Annotated in this window: 17 protein-coding genes and 3 pseudogenes; 12 read left to right on the top strand and 8 right to left on the bottom strand. The window is 51.2% G+C overall.

All coding sequences use genetic code 11. The annotated features are described in order from the left end of the window. Nucleotides 1–177 precede the first annotated feature (177 nt). Both zur and ATN88_RS20365 read left to right on the top strand, forming a co-directional pair. Nucleotides 178–636: a zinc uptake transcriptional repressor Zur gene (gene zur / locus ATN88_RS20370; protein ID WP_067419464.1), complete on the top strand. Its 459-nt coding sequence runs from the start codon at nucleotides 178–180 to the stop codon at nucleotides 634–636. Nucleotides 637–653: 17 nt separating this feature from the next. Further along, nucleotides 654–1,115, top strand: coding sequence for a chemotaxis protein CheX (locus ATN88_RS20365; protein WP_067419463.1), 462 nt, complete (start codon nucleotides 654–656; stop codon nucleotides 1,113–1,115). Between the two features lie 72 nt (nucleotides 1,116–1,187). Here ATN88_RS20365 and pgi read toward each other — a convergent pair whose 3' ends face one another. Next, the gene (gene pgi / locus ATN88_RS20360; protein WP_067419462.1) at nucleotides 1,188–2,840 is read right to left on the bottom strand and encodes a glucose-6-phosphate isomerase; all 1,653 of its coding nucleotides are present in this window, start codon (nucleotides 2,838–2,840) and stop codon (nucleotides 1,188–1,190) included. Nucleotides 2,841–3,159: 319 nt separating this feature from the next. On the opposite strand from pgi, the gene ATN88_RS20355 reads away from it, so the two are divergent. Then, the gene (locus ATN88_RS20355; RefSeq protein WP_067419461.1) at nucleotides 3,160–3,579 is read left to right on the top strand and encodes a secondary thiamine-phosphate synthase enzyme YjbQ; all 420 of its coding nucleotides are present in this window, start codon (nucleotides 3,160–3,162) and stop codon (nucleotides 3,577–3,579) included. A 113-nt stretch (nucleotides 3,580–3,692) separates the two neighbouring features. Then, nucleotides 3,693–5,456, top strand: coding sequence for a diguanylate cyclase domain-containing protein (locus ATN88_RS20350; RefSeq protein WP_067419460.1), 1,764 nt, complete (start codon nucleotides 3,693–3,695; stop codon nucleotides 5,454–5,456). 42 nt (nucleotides 5,457–5,498) lie between these two features. Here the strand turns inward: ATN88_RS20350 and ATN88_RS20345 are convergent. From ATN88_RS20345 to ATN88_RS20335, 3 genes and pseudogenes are all read right to left on the bottom strand, one after another. Further along, nucleotides 5,499–6,718: pseudogene (locus ATN88_RS20345) on the bottom strand (BamA/TamA family outer membrane protein). 48 nt (nucleotides 6,719–6,766) lie between these two features. Continuing rightward, nucleotides 6,767–7,842, bottom strand: a pseudogene (gene alr, locus ATN88_RS20340) (alanine racemase). A gap of 12 nt (nucleotides 7,843–7,854) precedes the next feature. Continuing rightward, entirely contained in the window at nucleotides 7,855–9,264 is a 1,410-nt protein-coding gene (locus tag ATN88_RS20335; protein WP_067419459.1) for a replicative DNA helicase, read from the bottom strand. A gap of 165 nt (nucleotides 9,265–9,429) precedes the next feature. Between ATN88_RS20335 and ATN88_RS20330 the strand changes: the two genes are divergently transcribed. Next, the gene (locus ATN88_RS20330; RefSeq protein ID WP_067419458.1) at nucleotides 9,430–10,173 is read left to right on the top strand and encodes a DUF481 domain-containing protein; all 744 of its coding nucleotides are present in this window, start codon (nucleotides 9,430–9,432) and stop codon (nucleotides 10,171–10,173) included. 105 nt (nucleotides 10,174–10,278) lie between these two features. Here ATN88_RS20330 and rplI read toward each other — a convergent pair. The 4 genes and pseudogenes from rplI to rpsF form a co-directional block, all read right to left on the bottom strand. Then, a pseudogene (gene rplI, locus ATN88_RS20325) lies at nucleotides 10,279–10,727 on the bottom strand (50S ribosomal protein L9). Between the two features lie 33 nt (nucleotides 10,728–10,760). Next, complete coding sequence (gene rpsR / locus ATN88_RS20320) at nucleotides 10,761–10,988, bottom strand: 30S ribosomal protein S18 (RefSeq protein ID WP_002539422.1); 228 nt, start codon at nucleotides 10,986–10,988, stop codon at nucleotides 10,761–10,763. A 16-nt stretch (nucleotides 10,989–11,004) separates the two neighbouring features. After that, complete coding sequence (gene priB, locus ATN88_RS20315) at nucleotides 11,005–11,307, bottom strand: primosomal replication protein N (RefSeq protein WP_067419457.1); 303 nt, start codon at nucleotides 11,305–11,307, stop codon at nucleotides 11,005–11,007. A gap of 9 nt (nucleotides 11,308–11,316) precedes the next feature. Continuing rightward, a complete protein-coding gene (rpsF, locus tag ATN88_RS20310) occupies nucleotides 11,317–11,703 on the bottom strand; it encodes a 30S ribosomal protein S6 (RefSeq protein WP_017012404.1) in 387 nt (128 codons plus the stop codon). 436 nt (nucleotides 11,704–12,139) lie between these two features. On the opposite strand from rpsF, the gene ATN88_RS20305 reads away from it, so the two are divergent. Genes ATN88_RS20305 through ATN88_RS20275 form a run of 7 tightly spaced genes read left to right on the top strand, consistent with a single transcriptional unit; the run spans nucleotide 12,140 to nucleotide 16,884 of the window. Then, on the top strand, nucleotides 12,140–12,490 hold the full coding sequence (locus tag ATN88_RS20305; RefSeq protein WP_067419456.1) for a transcriptional regulator: 351 nt from the start codon (nucleotides 12,140–12,142) through the stop codon (nucleotides 12,488–12,490). A gap of 2 nt (nucleotides 12,491–12,492) precedes the next feature. Then, on the top strand, nucleotides 12,493–12,861 hold the full coding sequence (locus ATN88_RS20300) for an SFCGS family glycine-rich protein (protein WP_067419455.1): 369 nt from the start codon (nucleotides 12,493–12,495) through the stop codon (nucleotides 12,859–12,861). Beyond that, on the top strand, nucleotides 12,858–13,157 hold the full coding sequence (locus tag ATN88_RS20295; protein WP_067419454.1) for a DUF4312 family protein: 300 nt from the start codon (nucleotides 12,858–12,860) through the stop codon (nucleotides 13,155–13,157). The genes ATN88_RS20300 and ATN88_RS20295 overlap by 4 nt, the downstream gene beginning before the upstream one ends. Before the next feature lie 19 nt (nucleotides 13,158–13,176). Next, entirely contained in the window at nucleotides 13,177–13,953 is a 777-nt protein-coding gene (locus ATN88_RS20290) for a DUF4311 domain-containing protein (RefSeq protein WP_067419453.1), read from the top strand. An 11-nt stretch (nucleotides 13,954–13,964) separates the two neighbouring features. After that, a complete protein-coding gene (locus ATN88_RS20285) occupies nucleotides 13,965–14,612 on the top strand; it encodes a DUF4310 family protein (RefSeq protein WP_067419452.1) in 648 nt (215 codons plus the stop codon). Between the two features lie 42 nt (nucleotides 14,613–14,654). Further along, complete coding sequence (locus tag ATN88_RS20280; RefSeq protein WP_067419451.1) at nucleotides 14,655–15,791, top strand: amidohydrolase/deacetylase family metallohydrolase; 1,137 nt, start codon at nucleotides 14,655–14,657, stop codon at nucleotides 15,789–15,791. Further along, nucleotides 15,775–16,884, top strand: coding sequence for a DgaE family pyridoxal phosphate-dependent ammonia lyase (locus tag ATN88_RS20275; RefSeq protein WP_067419450.1), 1,110 nt, complete (start codon nucleotides 15,775–15,777; stop codon nucleotides 16,882–16,884). The genes ATN88_RS20280 and ATN88_RS20275 overlap by 17 nt, the downstream gene beginning before the upstream one ends. Nucleotides 16,885–16,889: the final 5 nt, after the last annotated feature.

Genomic DNA, 16,889 nt, shown 5'->3' with positions numbered 1-16,889 from the left:
GCACGCGACGGATTCTCTATACCTTGTGAAAAACACGTTTATCTTCTCTAGCTCACACCAACTTATTGATATTCATCATCTACAATTATCCAAAGGCGAACCACGGTCACGGCGCAACGAGTGCGCGTTAAAAATGCTGTGATAGAATAAAGCCTTCAGCCTGATTTCTGAGGTCTTATGGCCAATCTTGCACAGCTAATTACCCGAGCGCAGTCACTATGCGAACAACGCGGCGTGCGAATGACGACGCAACGTGAGCGGGTTTATGAAATTATTATCCAGAGCAAGCGCGCGATCAGTGCGTACGACTTGCTGGATAAACTGAGAGAAACCGAGCCTCAGGCTAAGCCGCCAACGGTTTACCGAGCACTCGATTTTCTGCTTTCTCAAGGGTTTGTTCACAAAGTAGAGTCGACAAACAGTTTTATTGCCTGCTGCCATATCGGTCACGATCAGCATTGTTCTCAATTGTTAATCTGTGATTCGTGCGGTACGGTGGAAGAGTGTCACGCCGATGCGTTATCGGAGGCACTGCAGGAAAGAGCAAGTCAGGTTGGCTTTAAAGTGAATCATCACGTCGTTGAAACACATGGAACTTGTCACGTCTGTCAGACGTCGACACAGAAAATGCAGTAGGACGGTGAACTAACATTATGCGCGCAGAATTTGTAAACCCTTTTTTGTCTTCATTGGTCAATGTACTGACCACAATGGCGCAACTCGACATCACGCCTAAGAAGCCACAAATAAAAAAAACCGAAGTTGCGAAAGGCGACGTATCGGGTCTTATTGGGATGGTAGGGGCGCAAACCAAAGGCTCTTTTTCAGTGACGTTTGAAGAAGACTTGGCCCTTGAAATCATGAGCCGCATGTTGGGTGAGCGCCCAACGTCTATCAATGCGGACGTGACCGACATGGTAGGTGAAATCACCAACATGGTGACCGGCGGTGCAAAACGCATTTTGGCCGAGAAAGGTTTTGATTTCGATATGGCGACACCGATCGTTGTATCTGGCCGTGAGCACACCATCACCCACAAGAGTGAAGGTCAAATCATTATCATGCCGTTCGAATCAGAATATGGCCGAGCTTACATCGAAATTTGTTTCGACTGATCTTGAGCTCAACTAATAAAAAACGCCGCATCATGCGGCGTTTTTTTGTTTCAACGTTTCAACACGCGGCGATTACGCGCGCCATTGTTTGAATGCGTTGATCAGACCATTGGTCGAGCTGTCGTGGCTGTCCACTTCTTCTTGGTCAGCCAGCTCAGGCAGGATTTGGTTCGCCAGTTGTTTACCCAGCTCTACGCCCCACTGATCGAAGCTGAAGATGTTCCAGATAACGCCTTGAACGAAGATCTTGTGCTCATACATGGCGATCAGTGCACCCAGTACGCTTGGCGTAACTTGTTTCACCAAAATAGAGTTGGTTGGACGGTTACCTTCAAACACCTTGAATGGAACCAGTGCCGCCACGTCTTCTGCTGATTTGCCCGCTGCTGCGAATTCCGCTTCCACTTGCTCGCGAGTCTTGCCGAATGCCAGTGCTTCGGTTTGCGCGAAGAAGTTTGCCATCAGTTTAGGATGGTGGTCGCTCAGTGGGTTGTGGCTGATTGCTGGTGCAATAAAGTCACAAGGGATTAGCTTGGTGCCTTGGTGGATCAGCTGGTAGAACGCGTGCTGACCGTTCGTACCTGGTTCACCCCAAATGATTGGGCCAGTTTGGTAATCAACAGGGTTGCCGTCGCGGTCAACGTATTTACCGTTAGACTCCATGTTGCCTTGTTGGAAGTACGCTGCGAAACGGTGCAGGTACTGATCGTAAGGCAGGATCGCTTCAGACTCTGCGCCGTGGAAGTTGTTGTACCAAATACCAATCAGTGCCAGCAGCACAGGCAGGTTTTCGGTGAATGGTGTGCTTTGGAAATGTTGATCCATTTCGTGCGCACCAGACAGCAGTTCGATGAAGTTGTCGTAGCCGATAGACAGGCAGATAGACAGGCCGATCGCTGACCACAGTGAGTAGCGGCCGCCAACCCAGTCCCAGAACTCGAACATGTTTTCGGTATCGATACCAAACTCAGACACAGCGGTCGCGTTGGTAGACAGCGCAGCAAAGTGCTTCGCTACGTGCGCTTGGTCTTCTGCTGTTGCCAAGAACCAGTCACGCGCTGACAGCGCATTGGTCATGGTTTCTTGCGTGGTGAAGGTTTTAGACGCGATCAAAAACAAGGTCGTTTCTGGGTTCAGGCCTTTCAGTGTTTCCGCGATGTGGGTGCCATCAACGTTAGACACAAAGTGCAGGTTAAGGCGAGATTTGTACGCAGCCAGTGCTTCGCTCACCATGTAAGGACCCAGATCCGAACCACCGATACCGATGTTCACCACATCCGTGATTTCTTTGCCGGTGTAACCTTTCCACTCACCACCGATAACGCGATCAGAGAAAGATTTCATCTTCTCAAGTACCGCATTAACCGCAGGCATCACGTCTTCGCCATCAACCATGATTGGCGTGTTGCTGCGGTTACGCAGTGCAACGTGCAGAACTGAACGGTCTTCAGTTTGGTTGATTTTGTCGCCACGGAACATCGCGCTAATCGCGTCTTTCAGCTCGGTTTCATCTGCCAGAGCGAACAGCTTGTCCAGCGTTTGCTCGCTGATCAGGTTCTTAGAGTAGTCCAGCAGGATGTCGTTACCGAACTGAACGGAGAATTTGTCAAAACGGTTTGGATCGTTGGCAAACAGCGAGGTGAGGGTCAAATCCTGCGCATCTTCAAAGTGAGCAGTCAGCGCTTTCCACGCTGCTGTTTGCGTCGGATTGATAGACTTCAACATAATTATTGTTCCTTCGTAGACAGAGTCTGTGCGTGGATACTGTCATTCCACGTTTTACAGAGGTCGACCGCTTTTCATAAGCGGCCGCCAGATTCTTCGCGTAATGTTACGATGTCATTCGCACTGATGCTAGGGTCTATACAGAAACAGCCCTTGGCGCTAAACCGAAACAGGCAACATCTTCATTTTGAGCGGGTGTAAATGTTGTCAGAATTATAGGGTGATAATGTTGCGCTAGGTCAGTGTTCGTATCATCACCAATTTAGTATTCATCGACGCCCAAGACTTTAACCAGTTTCAGAACAGCAGAGTGTTTTAAATGTGGAAACAAAAAACCTTTAATCTCCGTGCTCGCCCTCGTGGCTTTCATCTTGTCACCGAAGAAGTGGTGCAACACCTCCCTGAGCTTCGCGATATTAACGTCGGCATTTTGCACTTGTTTATCCAGCATACCTCGGCAAGTCTGACACTGAATGAAAACGCTGACCCGACGGTTCGCAGCGACATGGAAGCCCATTTCAACGAGTTCGTCCCAGAGCGTGCGCCCTATTACCAGCACACTTACGAAGGCGATGACGACATGCCAGCTCACATCAAAGCCTCCATATTGGGTGCCAGCATTACCGTACCCATCACCAACGGACGATTAGCAACAGGCACATGGCAAGGCATTTACCTTGGCGAGCACCGCGACCACGGCGGCTCGCGCCGCTTGGTCGCGACGATTCAGGGCGAATAAGGCCTTTTGCCACGCACTTGCAGAGACAGTGATATTCAAGTCATAAAGTGAGCAATATATTCAATAGGTTGCTCACTACCACCTATACTTTTTACTGAGTTTAGGGAGGTTGTATGCTTGAGAACGTTAAAATAACGAAGAAGCTTCCGCTGGTAATCATTTCTTTTGCGCTTCTTTCTTCGATAGCCACTGGCTTTATGAGTTATAAATTTGCTTCCGAGCAGCTTACAGCCTCTGCGGAGTCCAAGCTGATCGCCTTGCTCGAGTCGCGAAAAGAGTCGCTTGAACAGTATTTTGAAACCGTTCAGCGCGATTTGTTTATCCATAGCCGTTCATTGCAGACTCGAAGCGCACTGGTTGAGCTCTCCGTCGCTTGGGAGATGTTAGAAGAAAATCAGACCTCCAAGCTGCAAAACGCGTATATCGAAGAAAACCCCTTCGATGTTGGCGAAAAAGAAGCCCTGACTGATGCCAAAGATGGCACCGTGTATAGCGAGCGGCACAATAAGTACCACCCCTTCTTTCGAAGCCTTGCGGCAGAGCATGGCTATTTCGACATTTTCCTCGTCAACACCCAAGGCGATGTCGTTTACTCGGTGAAAAAGGAAGAGGACTTCGCCACCAATCTTTTAAACGGGCGATGGCGAGATACCCACCTAGCCCGCGCGTTTTCCATCGTAAATAAGAACCCGTCACAAGGCGTTTCCTTTCTGACGGATTTTCAACGCTATGAACCCAGCTTTAACCAGCCGGAAGCGTTTTTTGCGGTGCCCGTTCATCGAAACGGCGAACAGTATATTGGTGTATTGATCTTTGAAATGCCCATCAAGTACATCAATAGCGTCATGCAAGTCAGTGCTGGCATGGGAGAAACCGGTGAAACCATTCTTGTCGGCTCCGATGAGCTGATGCGCAGCAATTCACGCTTTCTCAACGGCGAGAACATTTTGGATGCCTCGGTACATACCGAATCTGCTGGCAAAGCCTTAAAAGGACTAACAGGGGCACAATTCGAGACCGACTACCGTGGCGTCGAAGTGTTGAGTGCTTACACCCCGTTTAATTTCATGACACTGAACTGGGCAATCATTGCGGAAATCGAAAAAGCAGAGATCCTCGCGCCGCTCAACGCCTTCGTATCGGCACTGGCGATCTCCGTCACCATAGGCACAGTGGTCATTTTCGTGGTGGGTTACATCCTCGCTAATAACATAGCAAAGCCCATCGCCAGCATGTCGCAGATGATGCACCGCCTCGCGAACAATGAACTCGACATCAATATCTCTGTGTCAGAGCGCGAAGACGAGGTGGGCGACATGGCGAAATCCCTCGAAGTCTTTAAGGGCAACGCCATTGAACGGGACAAGCTCCAGAAAGAGCTGACTTATATGGCACACCACGACATGCTAACGGGCCTTCCTACCCGAGAGCTCATTACCGAAAAGCTGCAAGACCTGACCAAAGACTACAACCGGTCACACTTACCATTTGCAGTCATGTTCGCCGACCTTGATAACTTTAAAACCGTGAATGACACGCTTGGACACCACATTGGTGATGAAGTATTGAAGTCTGCGGCGCGTATTTTTGAGGGCACATTAAGAGAGGGTGATTTTGTCGCGCGTATTGGCGGTGATGAGTTTGTGTTGCTTATCACAAACATCAGCAATGCCGATGAGGCGTTGGTCATTGCAGAAAGGATCGTGGTCGCCATTGAGACTGGCCTGAAGCTAGTGAGTGCGACCATTCCGGTCACATTAAGCCTTGGGGTAGCGGTATGTCCTGAAGACGCCGAAGACACCACCTCGCTCATCCGCCATGCCGATGAAGCCATGTATCGCGCGAAACAGAAAACTAAAAACTGCTGCAGTCGTTAAACAAAAAGGCGAACCTCAGTTCGCCTTTTTTAAAATCAATTCTTAAAACGGTTGGTTGATCATCACGCGGAACAAGCCCTCTTCGCTTCCCCACGCCATTTCTGAGCGCACTACCACGCCTTCGACTTGAAAACGCATCGCCGCACCGGCACTCCATTTCATGTCTTGATGCAGGGTTTTCAGGTTGTAATCATCCGCCACACGGCCAACGTCAGCAAACAGCACCCATTGCCACCACGGCACGTCATACCAATTGAACACGGGCACACCGCCCAATGGTTGCCACTCAGGGATCACGCGATATTCCATGCTGTAGCTCAGCGCGGAGCGGTCGGCATAACGGCCTGTTTGGAAGCTTCTTAGACGGTAAAGGCCGCCCAGTCTGACACTGGAAAATTCCGGCGGTCGATTGAACGCCTTTTTACCGTCAATCTCTGACGTGTCGTTCCAGCTTGGAGTATCCGCGGTGTAGATGTTAAAAGCGAACACCTGCTCTTTTGCCATCTCCTCCCAATCACCAATGCTCCAATACCAGCTTTGGCTGGCTTCCCATTTCCACCAGCTCGCGCGACTGTCAGAGCCTGGATCGACCGTGACGATAAACTCACTCAGACTGCCTTGGGTTGGATTGGTGTTGCTGTCGCGGTTATCCCACTTAAAGCGCGTTTCCACCCCCCACGTTTCTGACGCATCGGAAAAATCGCTTGGCGTGTCAGCACCTATACCTGTCAGGTGCTGCGCTTTGTAGAAAGGACGGAAGTGACGGAGGAAACGCCGCTGCTCCATGGCGCATTGCCTTCGACATGCCGTTTCGGGCTCAGTGCAGCACGGATGGGTGACGACTTTGCAGCGCCCCAAGGCAGAATGTAGCGAAAAGAGAGATGGTGCTGCGCTTCTCGGCTGTCGAGTTTGATTCTGTCGTCAAAGGCAGAATCGTTCGAGGCCGCGTCACCGAGGTAGTAATCAAACTGTTTATAGTCTGCTTCGTAAAACTGACCACCAAACAGCCAACGGCTGTCAGCCGCAAGCGCATAGTTGTTGGCAGAAAGAAACGTCAGCCAAGTGCCTTTCGACGAGCCAAGACCCGCAGCAAAGATAGACGCTTGTGGCTGCCCCGCCCCTTTCCAAAGTCCTGCCACGCCCGCAGAGAAGCCCATGGCTTCGGTGGAGAATGCAAAAGGAACAAATTCGATATCGAGGGCTTTCGGAGCCTCGCGGTCTGCTTGCGCCAAAACCGGCGAGCAAAAGAAAGCCGCAACCAGCGTTGCGGCTTTAGTCAGAGATTTTTTCAAAACAACCTACGGCATAAATCAGGTGTATACGAGTTTGACGCGAGAGGTCAGGTTGGTCACCAGCTCATAGCCGATAGTGCCAACGTGGCGCGCCACTTCTTCAACAGGAAGGCCATCGCCCCAGAGCACGACTTCATCGCCCACGCGGTCCGTCGAATCAGGGCCTAAATCAACGGTGATCATGTCCATCGAAACACGACCTGCCAGCGCAACGCGACGACCATTGACCAGCACAGGCGTGCCATCAGGTGCTACGCGCGGGTAACCGTCACCGTATCCGATCGCCACCACACCAATTTTGGTATCGCGCTCGGCAAACCAACGCGCACCGTAGCCCACAGGCTCACCTTTCTTATGCTCACGCACAGCAATTAAGCTCGATGTCATGGTCATCACTGGCTTTAAGCCAAAATCGGCACCACAACGTTCTGCCATCGGCGATACACCGTAAAGGCTGATCCCCGGACGTACATAGTCAAAATGGCTTTCTGGCCAGATCAAACAGCCAGACGAGGCCGCCAGCGACTTAAAGCCAGGTTGTCCATTGGTGAGGGTTTTGAAGACATCAATTTGTTGTTGAGTGAACGGTTTTTCCGGCTCATCCGCACAGCCAAAGTGGCTGATAAAGTGCAGCGGCTTGGCAACGTTCTGGCAAGCATTCAAACGCTCGATAAACTCAGGTACGCTCTCTGGACGAACGCCAAGACGGTGCATGCCGGTATCAATCTTTAGCCACACTTGCAGCGGGTGCTCCAAGTTGGCTTTTTCCAGTGCTTCCAGTTGCTCGGTGCAGTGCACGGCCGTTTGCAGGTTGTGCGCTTGCAGCATCGGTAACTCCGCCGGCGAAGAGAAGCCTTCGAGCAACATGATAGGCTTAATAACACCGCCTGCTCTCAAGCGAACAGCTTCTTCAAGTCGCGCGACACCGAAGCCATCCGCTTGGCACGACAGGCTTTCGCCACTTCCACCAAGCCGTGACCATAGCCATTGGCTTTCACCGCCGCCCACGTGCGACTGTTGGGTGCCATGGCTCGGATAATGTCGATATTGTGGTTCAACGCACCAGTATGGATAAGAGCGGTCGCCGCTTTCATAACACCTCAGACTTACTCTTCATCAAATGCAGGGCCAGCGTAGTTATCAAAGCGAGAAAACTGGCCTTGGAAGGTCAGTCGCACCGAGCCGATAGGACCGTTACGCTGCTTACCAATGATGATTTCTGCAATGCCTTTCAGCGGACTTTCTGGGTGGTAAACCTCATCACGGTAGATGAACATGATAAGGTCAGCATCCTGCTCGATTGCGCCCGATTCACGCAAGTCGGAGTTAACAGGACGTTTATCGGCACGTTGCTCCAGCGAGCGGTTAAGCTGCGACAGGGCGACAACGGGCACGTTCAATTCTTTTGCCAGTGCTTTCAGCGAGCGGCTGATTTCCGCAATCTCAAGAGTACGGTTATCTTGCAGACCCGGTACACGCATCAACTGAAGGTAGTCGACCATGATCATCGACAGACCGCCGTGCTCACGCGCCACACGACGCGCACGCGAGCGCACATCCGTCGGCGTCAAACCAGAGCTGTCATCGATGTACATATTGCGCTTTTGCATCAAGATGCCCATGGTCGATGAAATACGCGCCCAGTCTTCATCATCCAACTGGCCGGTACGGATCTTGGTTTGATCAACGCGAGAAAGCGATGCGAGCATACGCATCATCAGCTGTTCGGCGGGCATCTCGAGGGAGAAGATCAGAACGGGTTTTTCCTGATCCATCGCGGCGTTTTCACACAAGTTCATCGCAAAGGTGGTTTTACCCATCGACGGACGCGCTGCCACGATAATCAAATCCGACCCTTGAAGACCCGCGGTCTTCTTGTTCAAGTCGGCAAAGCCCGTCGACACACCTGTCACACCGTCTTGCGGAGATTTGAACAGGATTTCAATACGCTCAAGGGTTTTCGACAATACGTTGTCGATGTTCTGCGGACCTTCACTTTCTGACGTGCGAGATTCGGCAATCGCAAACACCTTGCTCTCTGCCATATCCAGCAGATCTTCTGAGGTACGGCCATCTGGCTCATAACCCGCATCAGCGATTTCATTGGCCACGCCAATCAGATTACGCACCATCGCTCGTTCGCGAACGATGTCTGCATAGGCTACGATGTTTGCCGCACTTGGGGTGTTTTTCGCCAGCTCTGCCAGATAGGCAAAACCGCCAACATCTTCCAGCGAACCGTGCTTTTCAAGATGCTCGGACAAGGTGATCAGATCGAGTGGATGGCCATCATCGAGCAATCGCTTGGTGCTTTCAAAAATCAGACGGTGCGGCCGACTGTAAAAGTCGCTAGCAATCACCTTCTCAGACACACTGTCCCAACGCTCGTTATCGAGCATCAGGCCACCCAGTACCGATTGCTCCGCTTCTAATGAATGCGGCGGCACCTTCAGGGCATCTACCTGACGGTCTTTTGGCTTGTTGGAATTAAATTGCTTGCTGCGTTGCTCTGCCATATCACTTCATACCTTGCCTCTACGCAGGTCATTATATCCGAATCGCTTTCAGACGCACGACCCAGTGCATGGCTGATTTATTTTTTAGCCAATTTAACATCTTGCTGACGCACAAATGAAAGATTCAGATAGAATGTCGCTCCTCGTATTGTAATGGTAACCCATATGGCGTCTGCGCTGTCGAATGCATCTCTGTTTTGTCTGGTGACACTACCAGTTTTTGCGCACGCAAGTGTTTCTGACCCGTGGCAGTCCGAAGTGGAGCTGGGGTTTCAGGCACTGACGGGCAACTCAGACTCGATGACCATTAACAGCCGCTTGGCGAGTGACTATATCTCTGGCCCGTATCGACACACTTCAGAGGCGCGTTTTTTGTTAGTCGAGAAAGATGGCGAGGAAGACAAACGAAAGACCGAAGCGGAAAGTCAGGCTAACTACAAGTTTGACCCTAAACGCTACGTGCTGGGCAACGTCAGCTATTTGGATGACAAGTACGGCCCCTATTACACGGACCTGACCTTTGCGACTGGTTTGGGTTATCAGGCCATTTGGCGAGAGGATTTGTCGCTGCTTTTGGAGCTGGGCCCCGGCTACCGTTACCAGCGCCCCAACATAGATGAAATCGATGATGATGACCTCATCATGCCCTACGACGTGCAGGAGTTCATTGTGCGTGGACAGGCGGAGCTTTCATGGCAAATCAATAAAAACGCCAAGTTTGAAGGCCGTATCACCATGATTTCAGGCTCAAGCAATACCAGTCTCGAAGCAAGGGCGTCGATGGCCACCAGCCTTATCGCGGACTTGGGCATCAAGCTGTCGACGACCCAGAAATACATCAATGACGTCCCGCCGGGCTTGAAGAACCTCGACTCGATTTTCACCATCAATATGGTGTATGCCTTCTAAAGACAGGCAGTCTCAGCATCCAGTTCGTCGACGCCAATACTCAAATAACAGATACAAAAAAACCGGCCCAAAGGCCGGTTTTTTCAAAGCGACGGTGTGTCTGAATTACTCAGCAACAACGTTCAGCTTAACAGTAGCGAATACTTCAGAGTGCAGTTGCAGGCTGATTTCGTACTCACCAGTGTTACGCAGTGCACCTTCTGGCAGGCGAACTTCGCTCTTCGCTACTTCAACGCCAGCTGCAGTTACAGCGTCAGCGATGTCACGAGTACCGATAGAACCGAACAGTTTACCTTCGTCACCAGCTTTAGAAGCGATTTCTACAACTTCCAGAGCAGCAACTTTCTCAGCGCGTGCTTCTGCAGCAGCCAGAGTTTCAGCAACTTTTGCTTCCAGTCTGCACGACGAGCTTCGAAATGCTCAACGTTAGACTTAGTAGCCATTACTGCCTTACCTTGTGGGATAAGGAAGTTACGTGCGTAACCAGACTTAACTGTTACCTGATCACCTAGGCCACCCAGGTTAGCGATTTTATCAAGCAGAATAACTTGCATTATCTATTCCTCTATTAACTTGGACAGTGCCGATTACTGATGTTTGTCAGTGTATGGCAGCAGAGCCAGGTAACGTGAACGCTTGATAGCGCGTGCCAGCTGACGCTGGTACTTAGCACGGGTACCAGTGATACGGCTAGGTACGATTTTACCAGCTTCGGTGATGTAGTTTTTCAGAGTCGCTACGTCTTTGTAATCGATCTCTTGTACGCCTTCTGCAGTGAAACGGCAGAATTTACGACGACGGAAGAAACGTGCCATGGGGCTATCTCCTGATCTAAATATCTATGATTTCGTCAGCATGTAACACTAATTTGCCTGCGCCGTTACGGCCGGTCTGATAAGCGAGAAACCCACCTACCTTAATGCTACTGCCTAAAGCTAAATGCTGTGTTTTGGTTTGCGACCCTTGCCCGCTCATCACTACCTGTAATCGGCAGTAGACTTGTCTTGGCAATCCAGCTTCCTGTTGTTCCGAGCGATGCTCTATCACAAAGTGACAATGCGGTATCCCGGCAGGACTCTGTTTTCGAATCGGGCCTTGGGTGAGAACACCGGCTAGCTCAATCCGATTGGTCATCAAATCAAATTACTCAGCTGCTGCTTCGTCTTCAGATTGTGCTTCTGCACGCTCTTCGCGACGTGGTGCGCGCTCTTCTTTAGCCTTCATCATTACAGATGGCTCAGTGATAGCGCCTTTGGTACGCATGACCATGTTACGGATCACAGCGTCGTTGAAGCGGAACGCAGTTTCCAGCTCATCAACAACAGCTTGGTCAGCTTCAACGTTCATCAGAACGTAGTGAGCTTTGTGCAGTTTGTTGATTGGGTAAGCCAGTTGACGACGGCCCCAGTCTTCTAGACGGTGGATCTGACCACCTGACTCTTTGATAGAACCAGTGTAACGCTCGATCATGCCAGCAACTTGCTCGCTTTGATCAGGGTGCACCATGAATACGATTTCGTAATGACGCATTGGTTGCTCCTTACGGATTATTCAGCTTCCAACAGTGGCCCGGTCAAAACCAGCGGAAGCAAGGAACTAAAGTAAAAGACCGGGAATTTGGAGGCGGAATAGTACAGAGAATCGACGATATTAGCAATCACTATTCGCGGTTGAAGACGAAACTCCCACCAACTGATTGCCAGAAGGCAACAATTTTCCAGTAAAAACGCTTTTTTGTGATGGCACGCAGATTCCCGTCTACAAACTGGAAAGGCAGCATTAGCCATTTTCATCACGTTTTTTTGGGGGATTCCCCCTAATTTTCTTGCGCCCTTTCACACTTTTTTCCGGATTTCCCCCAATTTCCGCCTCGTTTCCAGTTTGAAGTGGAAAAACAGCGTCTGCTCCAACGTGCCCTTCCACTTTATCTTTCACTCAACGCAACAAAACGTCTGGAGAGACACCTTTGCAAACGGCAACGACCCTAACCCCAGATAGCACTGAAATCGTGGAACACGGTGCATCTGTAACTGAACGCGCGATTGTGCTGCTTGGCGAAAACGGCATCTACCCTGATGACCTGCAACAAAAAATGCTGGCAACACACATCAAAGCAATGGCATGGCGCTCACACAGCGGCGAATCACTGCCAGAGCTAGAGCTGGAAATGTTCGAAGAGATTTCTTCCCTGTCGCTGAAACTTGCTGAACAAGTTTGCGGCTTGATGGACAACCTGGCTTACGAAGAAGCACACCTTTTATCTGTCCACTTTGAAGTGGCAAAAGAAAACGAACTAAGCACTGCCAAAGGAGAATAACCATGTCTGTATTGAAACTTGTAATCGGCGACCGTATGGGTAAAGGCCAAAAAGTAGGTGCTGGCGCAGAAGCGGCTGGTGCAGAAGTGACTGTGATCCCAGGTATGGCTGCGGACATGAAGCTGGGTGACATCATGAACCAGCAAGAAGCGCACATGGGCATTTCTTTCTGTGGCTCAGGCGGTGCAGGTGCAATCACTGCACAAACCAAATACGGCTACAAGTGCCGCTACGGCATGCGTTCTATCGAAGAAGGTATCGCAGCAATCAACGAAGGCTGCGTCGTGCTGGGCTTCGGTTTCATGGACAAAGAAGAGCTGGGCGAGAAACTGGTGAAAGCGTTTATCGCGAAACACGGTATCGGTGCATGAAACAACAGCTGACCACTGAAGTCATCGTCAGTGGAAAAGGCGAAACAAGGCAGCAGGCATTTGCTGCTGCCTTTAGCCAGATTCAACCGACTTTGCTGAAAGAAAATCAGAAAGTCTTACTCCGGATTGAGCCTCAAGACGTCAAGGTTCTGGAAGCCGAAGAGAAGATCACGATGGACAAGTTCCTGTTCTTCTTTTTACCCAGAGAACGACGCCAGTGCCGCGTCAAACTGGAGGTTACCGTCAGCCTTACCTACATCGATGTGGAGCAAGTTGACTTCCAAATCTTACGTTAATCTCTAAGGAACCCATGACATGTTCACTGTCATTCTTTTGAAGTCCCTCATTATTGGTGGCTTAGTCGGCATCGGTGTCGGCGTCGGTGCAGCGCGAATGTTCCACGCACCAACCGTACAAGGTATGGGTGCTTTCCGTACTTTGGGCGAGCTGAACTCTTGTGAAGGTGACCCTGCGTCTCACTTCTCTTTCGGCCTTGGCTTCTTCTTCAACGCATGGGCATCAACCGTTGCTGCCGGTGCGTTTACGCAAGACATCGACCACCGCGTACTGCCTCACTGGGGCGCAGCGGTACTGATGATGAAAAACCGCGATTTGGCGACCACTCTGCACGATCCAAAACGCATGGGTATCACCTGTGCCATCTTGGGTGCGTTGGTTGTTGCGTTCCTTAACACCACGGCAGCGGCAGTTCCTGAAGCCCTTCAGGTAACGGCTGTGAAGGTACTTGTTCCTGCGGCAAACCTGCTGGTAAACACTGTGATGCCTGTCATTTTCTGGCTGGCAGCGATTGAAGCGGGCAAGAAATCTGGCTTCTGGGCAACCATCTTCGGTGGTCTGGCTCAGCTAATCATGGGTAACGCCGTACCGGGTCTGGTACTGGGTATCCTGATCGGTAAAGGCGTAGAAGACGGCGGCTGGAACAAAGTTACCAAGATCATGATGGCAGCCATCATCGCGCTGTTCGCAATGAGTGCTTTCTTCCGTGGCTTCGACATGCAACTGATTAAATCTTTCCACATGGAAGTTCCAATGTGGCTTGAAAACATCCACCTCATGATGAGCGGTAAATAAGGGGAACTACCATGGATGAGAAAATGAAGAATAACTTCTGGTACGCCGACTGGTCTTTCCCAATCATCGTGGGTCTGCTGTCTGCCGGTGTATTCGCGGGTACGCACATGTACTACTTGTACGGCGTAGGCGCATTCAACGAAGTGGCTTTCGTATCTATGCTGCGTGCAGGTATGGATACCGGTGCTTACGGCGCGGTAGCCGCATTCGGTGCAAGCTTCCTGTTCGCCCGTATCATTGAAGGTTCACTGGTCGGTATCTTGGATATCGGTGGTGCCATCATGACTGGCGTTGGTCTGGGTATCCCTGCACTGCTGCTGGGCGCGGGCATCACTTACCCGGTTGAGAATTTCCCAATGGCACTAGCAACGGGCATGGTTGCAGGTCTGGCTATCGGCGCAATCATCATCCTGGCGCGTAAGTTCACCATCAACCAAAGCAACTCTACCTACGGCGCTGACGTCATGATGGGTGCAGGTAACAGCTCTGGCCGTTTCCTGGGTCCTCTAATCATCCTGTCTGCAATGGGTGCGTCAATTCCAATCGGTCTTGGCTCTCTGCTTGGCGCGCTGATCTTCTACGTATGGGGCAAGCCAATCACCGGTGGTGCAATCCTAGGCGCAATGGCACTAGGCACCATGTTCCCAGTCGCTCTGTAATACTTCTACCCCGCCTTCGGGCGGGGTTATCGAGATACCCCTATGTACGATTTCCTGATTAAAAACGCCCGACTTGTCTCAGGCGAATGCGCAGACATTGCCATTCAAAACGGCAAGATTGCAGCCATCGGCGAACTGGCCGATGCACAAGCCACTAAGACGCTGACTCTGAACAACGACGTCTTCGTTAGCGCAGGCTGGATTGACGGACATACACACTGCTATCCAAATTCTCCAATTTACAATGATGAGCCAGACGCAATTGGCGTGACTGGCGGCGTCACTACCGTTATCGACGCAGGCAGCACAGGTGCTGATGACGTGGATGACTTCGCAGAGATTGCGAAAAACTGCAAAACCGAGGTACGCGCGCTTCTGAACATTTCGCGCATTGGTCTGCTACGTCAGAACGAACTGGCTGATAAAAACGATATCGATCTGACCTTGGCAAAAAACGCGGTGGAGCGTCACCCTGACTTCGTGGTTGGCCTGAAAGCCCGCATGAGTGGCAGCGTGGTCGGCGAGAACGGCCTGACGCCGCTGAAATCTGCAAAAGCACTGCAATGCGAATGCGGATGCCTGCCACTAATGGTTCACGTAGGTAACGCGCCACCAACGCTGGACGACATTGCTGAACTGCTGGGCGAAGGCGACATCCTGACGCACTGCTTCAACGGCAAACCAAACCGCATTTTGACGCCTGAAGGCAAGCTGCGTGATGCCGTCAAAGCAGCGATGGAGCGCGGCATGTTGCTAGACATTGGCCACGGCAGCGCAAGCTTCAGCTTTGACGTGGCAGAGATGTCGATTGCTCAAGGCATTTTGCCGGACACCATCAGCTCTGACATTTACTGCAAGAACCGCATCAATGGTCCGGTATATGGCCTGGCACACCTGATGTCGATGTTCTTCACCCTTGGCCTCAGCCACGAACAAATTATTGAACGCGTGACCACCAAGGTTGCCCGTGCACTTCGTCTTGAAACCAAAGGCCAACTGGTTGTCGGCTGCGATGCAGACCTGACCCTGTACAACATTGAACACGCACAAGTGACCTTCACCGATACCGAGGGTGATACCCGCACCGGTGAACAGCGCTTTGCACCTCTTGCTGCCATCGTGGGCGGCGAGATGACACTGACAGAAAAAGGACAAACTCACCATGTCTTCAATTCTTGAAAAATATAACCTGAAACAGGTGATCAATGCGTCTGGTCGCATGACCGCGTTGGGCGTGTCTACGCCACTGCCTGAAGTGGTAGAGACCGTTAACTTCGGCATTAACAGCTACTTCGAAATGAAAGATCTGGTGAACAAAACTGGCGAATACATTGCCCGTTTGCTGGACGTAGAAAACGCGGTTGTCGTCTCTTGTGCGTCAGCCGGTATCTCACAAAGTGTGGCTGCGGTGATCGTACGTGGAGACGCATACCGCTTAGAAAACCTGCACGCTCATGCGCACGACGTTCCATCTGAAATCGTGATGCCAAAAGGCCACAACGTAAACTTTGGTGCGCCGGTCGGCACCATGGTGAACTTAGGTGGCGGCAAACTGGTGGAAGCCGGTTGGGCAAACGAGTGTTCGGCAGCGCAACTGGCGGCAGCCATCAACCCTAACACCGCAGCCATCCTTTACATCAAATCTCACCATTGTGTGCAAAAGAGCATGTTGACCGTAGCTGACGCTGCTGAGGTAGCAAAAGCACACGATCTACCACTGATTGTGGATGCGGCGGCGGAAGAAGACCTGCGTCTTTACTACCAGCAAGGTGCGGATCTGGTCATCTACTCTGGCGCAAAAGCGATTGAAGGCCCTACCAGCGGTCTGGTGCTGGGTAAGCACCAATACGTGGAGTGGGTGAAGCAACAATCCATGGGCATTGGCCGCGCAATGAAAGTCGGCAAAGAAGGCATTCTGGGTCTGACTCACGCGATTGAACTTTACCTCGAGCGCGAGCAAGAAACCGGCGCTGCGATGGTCGACAAGATGAGCGCATTCATCGATGGTCTTAACGCGCTGCAAGGCATCACCTCCCGTGTGGTGTGGGACAGTGCAGGCCGCGACATCGCCCGTGCAGAAGTGAATTTCGACGCAAACGCCTTCGGCATGAATGCCAAAGACGCGGTTGCCAAACTGCAAAACGGTAACCCAGCGGTTTACTGCCGCGCTTACAAAGCCAACGAAGGCACCATTGAATTTGACGTCCGCAGCGTTTCAAAAGAAGAACTTGAACAAATTCTCGCTGCCATGACCAAGCTGACTCAGGAGTAATTAAC

Origin of the sequence: Enterovibrio coralii (assembly GCF_001559595.1) — a bacterium.
GTDB lineage: Bacteria > Pseudomonadota > Gammaproteobacteria > Enterobacterales > Vibrionaceae > Enterovibrio > Enterovibrio coralii.
This window is presented reverse-complemented; position numbering and strand designations above follow the sequence as displayed.

Coding starts and splice junctions, on each gene's coding strand:
- priB (WP_067419457.1), bottom strand. CDS start 11,307: ATGACCAATCGGATTGAGCTAGCCGGTGTTCTCACCCAAGGCCCGATT.
- ATN88_RS20365 (WP_067419463.1), top strand. CDS start 654: ATGCGCGCAGAATTTGTAAACCCTTTTTTGTCTTCATTGGTCAATGTA.
- zur (WP_067419464.1), top strand. CDS start 178: ATGGCCAATCTTGCACAGCTAATTACCCGAGCGCAGTCACTATGCGAA.
- ATN88_RS20350 (WP_067419460.1), top strand. CDS start 3,693: ATGCTTGAGAACGTTAAAATAACGAAGAAGCTTCCGCTGGTAATCATT.
- ATN88_RS20290 (WP_067419453.1), top strand. CDS start 13,177: ATGTTCACTGTCATTCTTTTGAAGTCCCTCATTATTGGTGGCTTAGTC.
- ATN88_RS20280 (WP_067419451.1), top strand. CDS start 14,655: ATGTACGATTTCCTGATTAAAAACGCCCGACTTGTCTCAGGCGAATGC.
- ATN88_RS20335 (WP_067419459.1), bottom strand. CDS start 9,264: ATGGCAGAGCAACGCAGCAAGCAATTTAATTCCAACAAGCCAAAAGAC.
- rpsR (WP_002539422.1), bottom strand. CDS start 10,988: ATGGCACGTTTCTTCCGTCGTCGTAAATTCTGCCGTTTCACTGCAGAA.
- ATN88_RS20330 (WP_067419458.1), top strand. CDS start 9,430: ATGGCGTCTGCGCTGTCGAATGCATCTCTGTTTTGTCTGGTGACACTA.
- pgi (WP_067419462.1), bottom strand. CDS start 2,840: ATGTTGAAGTCTATCAATCCGACGCAAACAGCAGCGTGGAAAGCGCTG.
- ATN88_RS20285 (WP_067419452.1), top strand. CDS start 13,965: ATGGATGAGAAAATGAAGAATAACTTCTGGTACGCCGACTGGTCTTTC.
- ATN88_RS20300 (WP_067419455.1), top strand. CDS start 12,493: ATGTCTGTATTGAAACTTGTAATCGGCGACCGTATGGGTAAAGGCCAA.
- rpsF (WP_017012404.1), bottom strand. CDS start 11,703: ATGCGTCATTACGAAATCGTATTCATGGTGCACCCTGATCAAAGCGAG.
- ATN88_RS20355 (WP_067419461.1), top strand. CDS start 3,160: ATGTGGAAACAAAAAACCTTTAATCTCCGTGCTCGCCCTCGTGGCTTT.
- ATN88_RS20295 (WP_067419454.1), top strand. CDS start 12,858: ATGAAACAACAGCTGACCACTGAAGTCATCGTCAGTGGAAAAGGCGAA.
- ATN88_RS20275 (WP_067419450.1), top strand. CDS start 15,775: ATGTCTTCAATTCTTGAAAAATATAACCTGAAACAGGTGATCAATGCG.